Source organism: Actinomadura spongiicola, from assembly GCF_003432485.1.
In the GTDB taxonomy this organism is placed as follows: Bacteria; Actinomycetota; Actinomycetes; order Streptosporangiales; family Streptosporangiaceae; genus Spirillospora; species Spirillospora spongiicola.
The window spans coordinates 84,402-97,149 of the sequence record NZ_QVNQ01000006.1; the positions used below are offsets into that span (position 1 = coordinate 84,402).

The 12,748-nt window shown below is 68.8% G+C and carries 11 protein-coding genes; 3 read left to right on the forward strand and 8 right to left on the reverse strand.

The annotated features are described in order from the left end of the window. On the forward strand, positions 1 to 1,035 hold the full coding sequence (locus D0T12_RS20160) for a polyprenyl synthetase family protein (RefSeq protein ID WP_117401207.1): 1,035 nt from the start codon (positions 1 to 3) through the stop codon (positions 1,033 to 1,035). Positions 1,036 to 1,046: 11 nt separating this feature from the next. Here D0T12_RS20160 and D0T12_RS20165 read toward each other — a convergent pair whose 3' ends face one another. The 7 genes from D0T12_RS20165 to D0T12_RS20195 form a co-directional block, all read right to left on the reverse strand. Beyond that, positions 1,047 to 1,676 carry a GTP-binding protein gene (locus tag D0T12_RS20165; protein WP_117401208.1) on the reverse strand — a complete coding sequence of 210 codons (630 nt, stop codon included), beginning with the start codon at positions 1,674 to 1,676 and terminating at the stop codon, positions 1,047 to 1,049. Continuing rightward, positions 1,657 to 2,100, reverse strand: coding sequence for a DUF742 domain-containing protein (locus tag D0T12_RS20170; protein WP_117401209.1), 444 nt, complete (start codon positions 2,098 to 2,100; stop codon positions 1,657 to 1,659). The genes D0T12_RS20165 and D0T12_RS20170 overlap by 20 nt, the downstream gene beginning before the upstream one ends. After that, entirely contained in the window at positions 2,097 to 2,522 is a 426-nt protein-coding gene (locus D0T12_RS20175) for a roadblock/LC7 domain-containing protein (RefSeq protein WP_117401210.1), read from the reverse strand. The genes D0T12_RS20170 and D0T12_RS20175 overlap by 4 nt, the downstream gene beginning before the upstream one ends. Beyond that, complete coding sequence (locus D0T12_RS20180; protein ID WP_117401211.1) at positions 2,519 to 4,981, reverse strand: sensor histidine kinase; 2,463 nt, start codon at positions 4,979 to 4,981, stop codon at positions 2,519 to 2,521. Before D0T12_RS20180 ends, D0T12_RS20175 begins: the two co-directional genes overlap by 4 nt. Positions 4,982 to 5,193: 212 nt before the next feature. Beyond that, the gene (locus D0T12_RS20185) at positions 5,194 to 6,999 is read right to left on the reverse strand and encodes a prenyltransferase/squalene oxidase repeat-containing protein (protein ID WP_233526184.1); all 1,806 of its coding nucleotides are present in this window, start codon (positions 6,997 to 6,999) and stop codon (positions 5,194 to 5,196) included. After that, the gene (locus D0T12_RS36650) at positions 6,996 to 7,877 is read right to left on the reverse strand and encodes a terpene synthase family protein (RefSeq protein ID WP_117401212.1); all 882 of its coding nucleotides are present in this window, start codon (positions 7,875 to 7,877) and stop codon (positions 6,996 to 6,998) included. Before D0T12_RS36650 ends, D0T12_RS20185 begins: the two co-directional genes overlap by 4 nt. Then, positions 7,874 to 9,244, reverse strand: coding sequence for a cytochrome P450 (locus tag D0T12_RS20195; protein WP_117401213.1), 1,371 nt, complete (start codon positions 9,242 to 9,244; stop codon positions 7,874 to 7,876). The genes D0T12_RS36650 and D0T12_RS20195 overlap by 4 nt, the downstream gene beginning before the upstream one ends. A 595-nt stretch (positions 9,245 to 9,839) precedes the next feature. Between D0T12_RS20195 and D0T12_RS20200 the strand changes: the two genes are divergently transcribed. Both D0T12_RS20200 and D0T12_RS20205 read left to right on the forward strand, forming a co-directional pair. Further along, a complete protein-coding gene (locus tag D0T12_RS20200; RefSeq protein ID WP_233526185.1) occupies positions 9,840 to 11,045 on the forward strand; it encodes a hypothetical protein in 1,206 nt (401 codons plus the stop codon). Next, positions 11,026 to 11,799, forward strand: a complete 774-nt coding sequence (locus tag D0T12_RS20205; protein WP_117401215.1) for an alpha-ketoglutarate-dependent dioxygenase AlkB — start codon at positions 11,026 to 11,028, stop codon at positions 11,797 to 11,799. Before D0T12_RS20200 ends, D0T12_RS20205 begins: the two co-directional genes overlap by 20 nt. Before the next feature lie 17 nt (positions 11,800 to 11,816). Here the strand turns inward: D0T12_RS20205 and rarD are convergent, their stop codons facing one another. After that, positions 11,817 to 12,701, reverse strand: coding sequence for an EamA family transporter RarD (rarD, locus tag D0T12_RS20210; protein ID WP_325050826.1), 885 nt, complete (start codon positions 12,699 to 12,701; stop codon positions 11,817 to 11,819). Positions 12,702 to 12,748: the final 47 nt, after the last annotated feature.

Sequence of the window (12,748 nt, forward strand, 5' to 3'; positions counted from 1 at the left end):
GTGAGCCACCCGTCCACCGAGAAACCCGGCGGGCCGGAGGAGACCGGCCCGTTCGGGCTTTCCCTCGACGCCGCGCTCGCGGCCGACGCCACGGAGCGTCTCGACGCCGTCGAGACGCTGCTCCTCGACTGCGTGCGCGGTGAGGACCCGCTGCTCACCGACGCGTCCAAGCACCTTCTGGAGGCGGGCGGGAAGCGGTTCCGGCCGATGCTGGTGCTGCTCGCCTCCCACTTCGGCGACCCGTCGGCGCCGGGCATCGTCCCCGCCGCCGTCGTCGTCGAGCTGACGCACCTCGGCACCCTCTACCACGACGACGTGATGGACGAGGCGACCGTGCGGCGCGGCCAGCCGTCGGCGAACCTGCGCTGGACGAACACCGTCGCGATCCTCACGGGCGACTACCTGTTCGCCCGCGCGTCCGACCTGCTCGCCGACCTCGGACCCGACGCGGTCCGCATCCAGGCCCGCGCGTTCGGTCGTCTGGTCCGCGGCCAGATCCAGGAGACCGTGGGGCCCGCCCCGGGAGCCGACCAGCTGGAGCACTACCTTCAGGTGGTCGCCGACAAGACCGGCTCGCTCATCGCGGTCTCGGGTCATTTCGGCGCGCTGCTCGCGGGCGCTCCGCCGGAGGTCGTGCGGACCGTCACGTCCGCGTGCGAGAAGATCGGCATCGCGTTCCAGCTGTCCGACGACATTCTCGACATCGCGTCCGAGACGGAGGAGTCCGGCAAGACACCGGGCACCGACCTCCGCGAGGGCATCCGCACGCTGCCGGTGCACCATGTCTTCGGCGGTGTCGGCTCCGGCCCGGACGACGCCCGGCTCCGGGAACTCCTCGTCCAGGATTTGACCGACGACGCGCTCCACGGCGAGGCGCTCGCCCTGCTGCGCGCCCACCCGGCCATGGACCGCGCCCGCGCCGACCTGCGCCGCTGGGCCGAGGACGCCCGCCGGGAGCTGCTGACCCTGCCCGCCATCCCCGCCCGGGACGCGCTGACCCACCTCTGCGACTACGTCGTCTCCCGGACGGGCTGACGGGCCGCGGCTCAGGCCTTCTGGGGCTGGGGCTCCTCGGTGAGCCCCCGGTACTTCATGGCGTGCAGGACGAGGTTGATCAGAACCTGTTTGCAGGACTCCAGGCTGCGGGCGTCGCAGAGCATCACCGGGACTCTCGGACCCAGGTTGAGAGCCATCTCGATCTCCGCGAGCTCGTACTGTTTCGCGCCCTCGAAACAGTTGACGGCGACGACGAACGGCGTCTTGCGGCGCTCGAAGTAGTCGACCGAGGGGAAACAGTCGGACAGGCGGCGCGTGTCGGCGAGGACGACGGCGCCGAGCGCGCCGAGCGTGACCTCGTCCCACATGAACCAGAAGCGCTTCTGGCCGGGGGTGCCGAACAGGTAGAGGACGTACTCGTCCTGCATCGTGATGCGACCGAAGTCCATCGCGACCGTGGTGGTGTCCTTGCGTTCCACGCCCGCGACGTCGTCCACGCCGATGCTCTGGTCGGTGAGGAGTTCCTCGGTGCGCAGCGGCCGGGTCTCGGAGACCGTCCCCACCATGGTGGTCTTGCCGACCCCGAAACCGCCCGCGATCACGATCTTCACCGCGGTGGGGAGCCGGCGGGCGCGCACACCGCGGGTCGGCGCGTCGCGTCTAGAGGGCCCGGAGACCATCGATCACCGCCTTGTAGAGCCTGATGTCGTGCATGTCCGCCTCCGGTTCCGGTTCCTGTAGGGAGACGAACCCCTTGTCGAGCAGATCGCCGAGCATCACCCGCACGGTGGCGACGGGAAGGTCGAGGTGTCCGGTGAGTTCGGCGACCGACATCACGTTCTGGCAGAGCCGGATGATCGCCAGGTGTTCGGGACCCAGCCCGATCGTGGTGTCGGGTTCCACGCCGACCGCGACCACCAGCGTGATCAGGTCGAACCTGCCGTGGGACGGCTCGATGCGGCCGCTCGTCATCACGTACGGGCGCACCATGGGGCCGGCCCGGTCGTCGAGCCACCGGTCGGCGTTGTTCTCCGGCGCCGGCGCGGGCGGCTGCGGCGGGTCCTCGGACCAGAAGTCTGGCGTGGGGTCCTCGGGCGGCATCATGTGGAGCGCGCCTCCGTGGCGACCTCCGCACGCGACGGGGACGTGAGATGGTGCCCCATCGCCGTGACGAGCATGGCCATCTCGTAGGCGATGAGGCCCACGTCGGCGTCCTCCTCGGCCAGCACCGCCAGGCAGGCGCCCTTGCCCGCCACCGTCACCAGCAGGTACGCCGACTGCATCTCGACGATCGTCTGCCGGACCGGTCCGCCGCCGAACCTGGTTCCGGCCCCCTTGGCGAGGCTCTGGATTCCGGCGGCGACGGCGGCCAGGTGCTCCCCGTCGTCCTGGGTCATGCCCTCCGACGCCGCCATGAGCAGACCGTCCGCCGACAGGACGACGGCGCTGCGGGCGTGCGGCAGCCGGTGGACGAGGTCGTCCAGCAACCAGCCCAGATCGGATGCGGCACCGGTCTTCTGCGTCACTGATCTTCCTCGCCTTCCGCTGCGTTGCTGTGGTCACGCTGCCGCGTCCGGGCGGCGTCAGAGCGGCCCTGCCTGCTGCCGCGCTGATAGGAGCCCATGATCCGCTGGATTTCCTCGGGAGAGCGGCCGGGATCGTCATGCTCCTCCGGCTCTTCGGCGACGACCGGCTCGTCGGTGCGCAGGGGCTCGGCGAGATTCGCCTGCGGCACCCGGACGGGAAGACCGGACGGGGTGGTGGGAGTGTCGGGCACGGGTGGCTGGTCCTCCGGCTGGGGATGCTGGTCGTCCTCCGGCTGGGGCCGCGGGTCCGCTGCGGGAGCCGGATCCGCCTGGGGCGCCGGATCCCGCTGGGACGCCGGGTCGGCCTGGCGGGGTTCGGCGGGTGGTTCGGCGGGTGGTTCGGTCTGGGGCGCCGGGTCCACGCGGGCCGGCGGCACCGCCATCAGCGCGGGCGGGGCGGGCGGGGAACCGGCGACCGAGGAGTGGCGCGTTCCCGTCGTGGCGCCGACCGTGGTGGGGCGGCGCACCTCCAGCCCGTTCTGGGTGGTGGCGCGGACCGGGGCCGCTGGGCGTTTCTCCTCGACGACGAGTTCCCTGGGGATGACGATGACGGCCGTGGTCCCGCCGTAGGCGGAGCGCTTCAGCGAGACCTGCACGTTGTACCGCTCGGCGAGCTTGCTGACCACGAACAGGCCGAGCTGGACAGAGCTCTGCAGGTTGAAGTCGGGCGGGTTCGCGATCCGCTCGTTGATCTCGGCGAGCTTCTCGTCGGTCATGCCGAGCCCGCGGTCCTCGATGTCGATGGCGTAGCCGCTGGCGACGAGGTGCCCGCCGACCTGGACGATCGTGTCCGGCGGGGAGAACGACAGCGCGTTCTCGATCAGCTCGGCGAGCAGGTGGGTGACGTCGCCGACCGCGCGTCCGACCAGCTCGACCGGTCCGAACGGCAGCACGGTGACGCGGGTGTAGTCCTCGACCTCGCCGACCGCGGCGCGGACGACGTCCACCATCGGGACGGAGTTGCGCCAACCGCGGGCGGGCAGCGCGCCGGACAGCACGATGAGGTTCTCGGCGTTGCGCCGCATCCGGGTCGCGAGGTGGTCGAGCCGGAACAGCTCCTCCAGCTCCTTGACCTCGATGTCGCGGCGGCGCTCCATGGTGTCGAGCATGGCGAGCTGCCGGTGCACGAGGGTCTGGGTGCGGCGGGCCAGGCTGAGCAGGACGTCCCGGATGCCGCGGCGCAGTTCGGCCTGCTCGACGGCGGTGCGGATCGCGGTCTCCTGGACGACGTTGAACGCCCGTCCCACCTGCCCGATCTCGTCGGTGCCGAACTCCAGCGGCGGCGCTTCGAGCGCGACGTCCACCTTCTCGCCGTGTCCGAGGCGTTCGACGACGCCGGGCAGCCGCTGCTCGGCCAGTTCCCGCGCCGCGTTGCGGAGCCGTTCCAGTTGCCGCACCAGCGCACGCGCGGTGGTGATCGACACGACGACGGACGCGATGACCGCGAGCAGCCCGAGCCCACCGGCGAGCGCCAGCCGGACGATGACCCCGATGGCGATCGGTTTGGCGCGTTCGACCAGCCGGTCACCGGCGTTCTGGATGGTGGTGCGCATCTCGGCGAGCGCGGGTTCGGTGGTCGTCCGCCACTCCTCGGCGGTGACCCGGAACCGGGGGACGGACCTGCTCGGTCTGGCCCGCGAGAGCAGGGAGTCCTCAAGGGCCCTGACCTCAGCGAGCCTCTTGTTGCCGGTCAGCTCGATCCAGGCCCGCCGGTCGGCGGGTTCGAGGTCGACCATGGCGCGGTCGAAGTGCAGCCGCCGGGCGCCGACGGTCTGGGCGATCTCCAGCTGGTCGGCGGCGGTGTACCGGCCGGTCGCGAGCACCCCGGCGATGACCGCGTCCTCGTGGGCGAGCAGCTCCCAGGACCGGTTGACGGCGATCTCCGCTCGCAGCGCGGTGGTGAAGCCCTTGTCGTCGAGCGTGGTCGTCCCGTCGTACATGCGGAAGATCGACTCGATGGCCGCGGAGTAGACCTGGATGACCTTGCGGCGGTCGGCGGTCCCGGCGTCGATCGCCTGACGGTCCCGGTCGAGCCCGCGCAGCAGCTCGACCATGGCGTCCAGCCGTTCCTCCATGGCGTCGTCCGCGGCGCGGTGGACGGACCCGCTGTTGGCCCGGTCGATCACGATGGACCGCTCCCGGTCGGTACGGGCGCGTTGGGCCGCGAGCAGGTCGGGACGGCGCTGTCCGGATGCGATCAGCGTCACCGTGAGGCGGCGTTCGTGCTGGAGTTCGACGAGCAGCGGGTCGCTCGGGCCCACCACGCTGTCGAGGGTGCTCACGAACAGCAGATTCACACCTTCGCGCAACGTCACCCAGGCGGCGAAGGCCCACAGCGCGGTCATGGAGACCAGCAGGGCCACAATCTTGGTCCGCAGCCGTGAGTTGCGGAAACGCATGATGATCGCCCCAACAATTGTCAAGGTGTCCGCAATGCGAGGGTGCTCTGGCCCGGCTGCGGAACACTGGTGGCGGTGAGTGCGGGTGGCGCTCTGCCGGGTGACCGGTCAGCGCACCGCTGAACCTTACCAACGCCACCAAATCACCTCAAGGTGAATGGTTTACCTTTCCCAGGTCGGGGCAGGCCGGGAGTGGAGTGGAGTGATGAAATTCACTTTCTGGAAACGTGGATGTCATCCACTTCCTGTCGGGCGCGGTGAAGAGCGCTGAGAACCGCCGCCTGCACGATCGTTATAGGACGATATAGGTCCTTATCGTGCCAAAGAGGTGATTTGTCGGAGTCGACGTCCCCGACCCCCTCGGTCGAGGCCGTGCGCAGGGACGTGCGGAGGGACGTGCGCACGGCCGCGCGGAGGTAGGCCGCGCCGTGCCGTACGGCTCGTCCGACCGCCGCCGTCCGTGAGGGGTCGCGTCCGGCCCGGGGGAGAGTCAGGATCTGGACGGCGTAGGCGGTCTCCTCGGCCGTGCCGCCCCATCGTCCCCAGGAGCCGTCGGCGAGTTGTCCATCCAGCACCCATCTGATCGCCCGATCCACGGCGTCCTCCGATTCCGGCCCGCCGAACGCGTTCAGCGCCAAAGCGCAGCAGGCGGTGGCGTACATCGGTGAGGCATGCCAGCGGTCCTCCCACCGACCGTCCTCCTTCTGCCGGCCGATCAGCCATGCCGTCACTTTTTGTGCGGTCGCCACGTAACGTTTACGAGGTCCGCTGTCCGCACACTCCAAGTAATGGCCGAACGCTTCTAGGACGTGGGCGTTGGTCGTGACCGAGCGCCCGTTTTCACCGGGCCAACTGCTGAAATGCGTGTCTGTTTCGTACTGCCAGAGCAGGTCGGGCGGGTGCGGTTCACCGAGCAGTGAGAGCGCGTAAAGGAGACCGGAACTCGTGTCGGCGTCGCGGGGCAGGCCCGGCCCGCCGGGTGCGCCGTCCTCCCCGAGCGCCGCCCGCATCTGGTCGACCAACTCCGGCGGCACGGTGAGCGGAATTCCGGCCCGCGCGAGCCAGCTCAGCACCCAGCCGCGCTCGAAGTTGGTCATCGGCGCCGTCACGGGCACCGGACCGTCATGCTGCTCGACGGCCGCCTCCAGGTAGCGCCGCACCGGTGCCTCGTCGCGCGGGGCGCGGCCGCAGTGCGCGGTCCGGACGCCCTGCGCGGCGCGGGGTCCGCCCAGCCAGGCGGCCGTGGCCGCGGTCGACGCGCCGACGGTCGCGAACGTCTCGCGTTCGTCGCCCGGAGCCGTTTCCGGCACCGGACGCGCCGGTACGGGGATCGGCACGGGACGGACCGCGCGGGCACGTCCGGCGACGGGACCCGCGATCTCCAGGGCGTGCAGCATCTTCGGCGGTACGGCGCCGCCCGTGCCGAGATGGTCCCGGACGGCGGCGACGACCGCGCCGTCCATTCCCGCGGGCGCGCTCAGCCGGCCGCTCGGGCACCAGAGGGCCAGGGCGCCGGGCGCATGCGGTCGCAGCCGGTCGAGGTGCCCGTTGATCTGCTCGACGAGCACCGGCGTGATGTGCTCGATGGCCGGGACGTCCGGGTAGTCCGCGGCCTTGCTGCCGTCGAGGCGGCGCGCCAGGGTCCGCAGGGCCCTGCCGACGGCCCGCACGATCTCGGTGTGCAGCGGGCAGTGCGGCCGGAGTCGTTCGCGCGGACGCAGGGTGGAGAGGAGGGCCTCGCTCGCGCTCAATGTCGGGACGAGCGCGTATCCCGGGTCGGGTGGCCCCCACGTGCCGTCCCGCCGCTGCGTGTCCAGCAGGAACCGGAGCCGTCGAACGTGCCCGGTCAGCCACGGGGCGAGGCTCACCAGCCGTCCGGTCTCGTACACCGACGGGGAGGACCGTCCCCAGGGTTCGCGGACGAGCCCGGTCACCAGCGCGGCGGCGGCCGCGGTCAGATCGTCGGGGTCGGCGGCGACCGTGTCGGCGGACGCCGGCTTCGCCTCTTCAACGGTCACAGTGACCCCCAGTAGTCGCTCAGGCCGTAGAACCCGGTGCTGTAGCCGATCTGTCGTTCGAGGTAGGCGACCGCGTCGGGGCAGTCGGCCCGAAGCGGTCGGAGCAGTTCCCGGCAGCGCGCCACGATCTCGTCGATCCTGGCGGTGATCGTGGCCCGGTCCACACCGAGCATCTGGGCGTTCAGGTCGCCCCATGTCACGTCGCGCTCGTAGGTCGCCAGGTCGTTCAGCAGCCGGAGGACGCGTTGCACCTCCCGGCTCACGACCTGGAGTTCGCCGATGTGGTCGAGGACGCCCTCATGGGCGTGGACGATCCAGTGCGAGACGTTCACCCAGGCCGAGCCGTAGTTGTCGGCGTTGTCCAGGTACTCGTCGAAGGTGGGCCGGTTCGCCCGGTCACCCGACTTCCACGTCCACTCCCGGGCCCCGCACTCCAGCAACCTGCGGAGCTGCGCCAGCCAGTCGTCGCGCAGCACCTCGAACGCGGACGATTTCGCGGCGTCGTCCCGGATCTCGGCCAGGAAACGGGTGAGACCGTCCCCCGGCACGGGCGGGCCGCCGGACGCGACGGCGAGGCACCGCCGGTTCACGTCGTCGACGACGGACCGCTCCGTGGCGACATGATCCACCAGCCAGTCCAGGCCGAAGATCCACAGCGAGGTGCGGGCCGCCATCCTGATGCCGGACGCGTCGAGGTCCGGCGACCCGAACGCGTTCGCGCAGGCGACCGCATTGAACAGCGTCTCGTCGATCGGCTTCGCGTCGAACAGGTCGGGGTAGGCCGCGGCGCGGTCGGCGAGGTCGCGGGCGCATCTCACGGCCCGGGCCATGACGGTCCCGGCGTCGCGCGCTTCCGTGAGTGCGTCCGGCCGCGTCACCTCTCCCGCCCGACGGGCGTCAGCGTCATCTCCAGCGACTGCCGCGGGCGCAGGGTCGCGCCGATCCGGGGCATGGCGGAGATCGTCTCCGACAGGGAGGGGCGGAACCGGCTGAGAATGCTCGTCAGGATCATCTGCGCCTCGACGTTGAACACGTGCCGGCCGAGGCATTGGTGCGGTCCACCACCGAACGGGAAATAGGCGTAGCGGTGCCGCTTGCGGGAGTTCTCGGGCGTGAACCGTTCCGGGTCGAACTCCAGCGGCCGGTCCCACACCGACGCCAGCCGGTGGGTGAGGAACGGACTGATGAGCACGGGATCGCCCGGCTCGATGGGGACGCCGCCGAGCACGGTCGGCCTGGTCGCCATGCGCGGGAACATCCAGCCGACGGGATAGAGGCGCAGGAGTTCCTGGACGACCCGGGTCACGTACGGCAACTCGGGCAGGTGCTCCGGGCGGACGCGTGCGCCGCCGACGACGCCGTCGATCTCCGCGACCAGCCGGTCCTCGACGTCCGGATGATCGTGTAGCAGCGGCCACAGCCAGGTCAGCGCCAGCGTCGTCGTCTCGGTGCTGGTGGCGAACATGGCGAGCAGGTTGTCGCGGATCCACCGGTCGTCGGGCGGGCCGCCGTCCTCGGTCGGGGCCTGGCAGAGCGCGGTGAAGATGTCGCTGCCGTCGCCCGGGTCGTCCCGGTACCGTGCCACGAGGTCGAAGAGCACCTCGTCCATCACCCGGACGGCGTCCTTGAAAGCCCGGTCACCGGGCAGCGGGATCGCCCGCGGGACGAACGGCAGCAGGAACCGGAACGAGATCGACGTCGCGATCTGGTCGAACGTGGGTATCAGCCGGTCGGCGTCGGCGGGCGAGATCTTGTCGCCGAACAGAACCTTGATCACGGTCTCGTTGACGATGCGGCCCATCTCCGGCAGCACGTCGATCGGCCGCCCCTCGCGTGCCGGTTCGTCGAGCGCGTCGACGGCGTCGTTGATCGCCTCGGCCATCAGCCCGGTGAGCCTGTTGACGTTGCGCGTGGTGAACACCGGTTGCAAGGTCCGCTTGCTGTGCTCCCACTCGGCGCCCTCGGCGAGGATGCTGTCGCCCATGAGGTCGCGCAGCGGGCGCCAGAAGACGCCGTCCCGCTGGAAGTTCTCCGCCTCGCGCCGGAGCACCTGCTGCACGTGGTCGGGATGGGTGGCGAGGTAGGGCCGCGAGGCGCCGAGGTCCAGCCGGATGAGCCGGCCGTCTCCCTCCGTGCTGATCCGCTCCAACTGTCGGAGTGGATCGCGAACGAACCCGGCGACCGTGCGATAGAGGGGGAAGTTCTTGGGCTTCTGGCGTGGAACCGCGCCGACGTCAACGGACATGTACCGATGGCCCCTTGTGTGAAGCGACTCGTCCTGTGGCTTGGGCACGGGGAGGTCCGCCGCTCGCAGCACAGGCCTCGGTCACCCTCCCCGTTGGTCGGATGGGTGTTTAGAGTCTTCTGTTGCTTCCTGCGTCCTATGGGCGATATGTAAGTTTCGTTGGAAGTATCACATGATCATTTAACATGAACAAGGTTTACCACGTTAGGTATTTTGGTCGCCACTGGTGTGCTCGTGTCACTATCTGGGTTGGTTGTCTCATTTGTTGAGGCAACTTGACGCGTCCGCCCAGGTGGGAGCGTTTCGGTCGGGTCGGGGCGTCCCGGCGGGCGGAGTTCGGGCCGACTCGGGCCAACCTCCTGAGGGCCGCCCCCGCCAGGAGGCCTCCGATCGGCGGTGCGGTGATCTTGAACGGCGTTGTCGAGAGCTCCGCCATCGCCATGATCATCTTCTGGGTCTCGGCGGCGGTGAGCGCCGTGGCCGAGGCATGATCGGCTGTAAGCTGCTGACCATACGTCCGCTACTGTCCGGATGTTTATGAGATGGGTCGGACGAAGTGCGAATGGCGAGTACGGGGTTGTACACGACAGAGCCGGTGGAAGCCGATATCGACGATGCGAGCAATATTCTGGTCGTGCCGTCGACGTTTCACGATGATGACCTGATCAGAGACTTCTTCGGGTCTGTGATCAGGCTGGAGGACCTCGCCTCCGGGTCGGTGGAGCTTGCGGAGAAGACCGTCTACCTTTGCGGCGATGTCTCCGGGATCGATGGCCGCCAACTGCACGAGGCGGCCCGGGTATTCGTGGTCCGGGAATTCTCGCACGGCTACCACGAGGAGGACGACAAACCTTGGACCGTCGTCGACCTCGGCCGAGTCCCCATCCGTGTACACGGCGTCGGCGTGTACTACCGTCGCTTTTTCGACCTCGACGCCGATCACTTCAACAAAATCTGTGCGGAGCACGAGTTCCAGTCACTGACGGAGTCCACCAAGCCTGGAACGGCCCGTCGCAGTGGCATCTATCTGACACCCGTCACACAGGACGGTGATAAACTACATTTCCGCCTGCTCCGATGCTCCACGAATCTTTCGGGGCCGACCGAGAACTTCGGTCCGACCGACACGCGCATCGTCGAGGCCCTGAATCGTGAGGCGGCCACCGTCTTCCGGAACCAGGCGCCGCTCAATCACGTCCTCGCGCAGATCTACCACAACACTCCCGCCACGGCCGGGCGCAAGCAGTCCAAGGCCAAGATCTCGTCCCATGCCGACAAGACCAAGGACATGCCCGCCAACGGCATCATGGCCTTCTGCACCTTCTATGACCGGCTCGACAGGTTGCGGCGCCGCGCCGAAGACCCCTTCGACCTCGGCGTGCGGGGAGCCAGCGGTCTGACCAAGCTCCACTTCCGCCTCAAAGAGCCGACCGAAGAACGCGACGGGCTCCCTCCGACGTTCAGCCTGACTCTCTATCCCGGCTCCGTGTTCTTCATGCCCCTGTCCACCAATCGCCTGTACACGCACGAGATCCGGCCCTCGGGGTTGGACGCGGAGTCGCTCCCGATCCGCCTGGGCTACGTGGTGCGCTGTTCGAGCGCCGAAGCCGTCCACAAGAATGGTCACACGTTCCTCAAGAAGGACGGAGACCTGGTGAAGCTGGGGCCGCCCACACCGGAGGGCATGAACGAGCTGCGCAGGCTATACGCCGAAGAGAACAGAACCTCGTCCTTCATCGACTACGGCGACGAGCTTCTCTTCAGTATGAACACGGGAGACTATGTTGCCCCCCGAGTCTAAGATCTCGGACGAAATCCTGACGTGCACGTTGCCGACCGAGAAGAACCTATTCTCGCAGCTGTCCGCGTCGGTTCGTTGGGAAGACGTGGGAAAAGGTCGGCGAAGCGCCGTGCTCACCAAGGTCGACGAAACCGGCGGCGTGCCTCTCGTACGCACCACCACGCGATACGGCAGCCCAACGCAGCGTTTCCAGCCGATACACGAACGCCTGGCGCGACAGGTTCAAGAACACGCGGCGCTTTCAGTCGACGTCAACAACGCCCTCATCGAGATCTACACGAACGCGTACAAGACCATGGGCAGCCACTCCGACCAGGCCCTCGATCTGGCCGACGGATCGTCCATCGCCGTCTTCTCCTGCTACGAGCACCCCGAAGCGGGCCCGCCAAGGAAGCTGATCTTCGAATCGAAGGCCCCCGGTGACGAGAGGTTCGAGGTCCCCCTCACCCACAACAGCATCGTCGCGTTCTCCATCGCCTCGAACCGACGGCTCAGACACAAGATCGTCGCAGACACGTCCGTCCCCCCGGCGGACAACCGATGGCTGGGAGTCACCTTCCGAACCTCGAAGACCCTCCTCCGCTTCCGCGACGGCCACGCCCACCTCCCCCAAGGCGAGCGCCTCGTACTGGCCGACGAAGAGCAAAGACGCGACTTCTACCGGCTACGCCGCCGCGAGAACACCGAAACGGACTTCACCTACCCCCCGCTCACGTACACCATCAGCGAGAGCGACCTGCTTCCCCCCACCTGACCAAACCGAAGAAGCATCTAAGGCGTTTCGAGGACGGCCTCCCGCCGCGCGGCGTTCAAGCCGTCCCAGGTCAACATCACCAGCGCGACCCACACCAGCAGGAACCCCGCCCACCGACTCGGAGGCATCTCCTCATGGTGGACGGTCAACCCGATGACGAACTGCAACACCGGCGCCAAATACTGCAACATGCCGATGACGGACAGCGGCAGCCTGATCGCCGCCGCGTTGAACAGCAGCAGCGGGACGGCCGTCACCACACCCGCCAGCGCGACCAGCGCCGCGTGCCCCACCCCGTGATGCCCGAACGCCGCGTCCCCCCGCCCCTCCAGCACGAGCACGAAGCCCAACGTGGGGAGGAACAGCATGGCCGTCTCCACCGCCAACCCCTCCGCCGAGGGCATGTCGGCGAACTTCTTGAGCAGCCCGTAGATCCCGAACGCGAACGCCAACACCAGGGCGATCCAGGGTGGACGCCCGTAGTCGACGGTCAGCACGAGCACCGCCAGCGTCCCCATCCCGACCGCGCACCACTGCCACGTCCGCAGCCGCTCCCGGAAGATGAGGACGCCGAACACCACGCTGATCAGCGGGTTGATGAAGTACCCCAGGGCCGACTCGATCGTCTGCCCGTTGTTGACGGCGTAGATGTAGGTGCCCCAGTTGAGGCTGATCACCACCGCGGCCAGCGCCAGCAGCACGCCCTGCCGCAAGGTCAGCGTCCTGACCCACCCCCACCGGCGCCGCAGGGCGAGCACCGCGACCACCGCGACCAGCGACCACATGATCCGATGCGCCAGGATCTCGACGGCCCCCGCGGGCTTCAGCAGCGGCCAGTAGAGGGGGAACAGCCCCCAGAGCGCGTACGCCCCGGCCCCGAACGCCATCCCCCGTTTCACCACGCAGGCAACTTACCAGGACGTAATCAGCCAAAAAGATCCACGCTCAT

Bases quoted from the DNA above. Each gene is read 5' to 3' on its own strand.
- D0T12_RS20165 (WP_117401208.1), bottom strand. From the start codon at position 1,676: ATGGTCTCCGGGCCCTCTAGACGCGACGCGCCGACCCGCGGTGTGCGC.
- D0T12_RS20170 (WP_117401209.1), bottom strand. From the start codon at position 2,100: ATGATGCCGCCCGAGGACCCCACGCCAGACTTCTGGTCCGAGGACCCG.
- D0T12_RS20180 (WP_117401211.1), bottom strand. From the start codon at position 4,981: ATGCGTTTCCGCAACTCACGGCTGCGGACCAAGATTGTGGCCCTGCTG.
- D0T12_RS20195 (WP_117401213.1), bottom strand. From the start codon at position 9,244: ATGTCCGTTGACGTCGGCGCGGTTCCACGCCAGAAGCCCAAGAACTTC.
- D0T12_RS20205 (WP_117401215.1), top strand. From the start codon at position 11,026: ATGTTGCCCCCCGAGTCTAAGATCTCGGACGAAATCCTGACGTGCACG.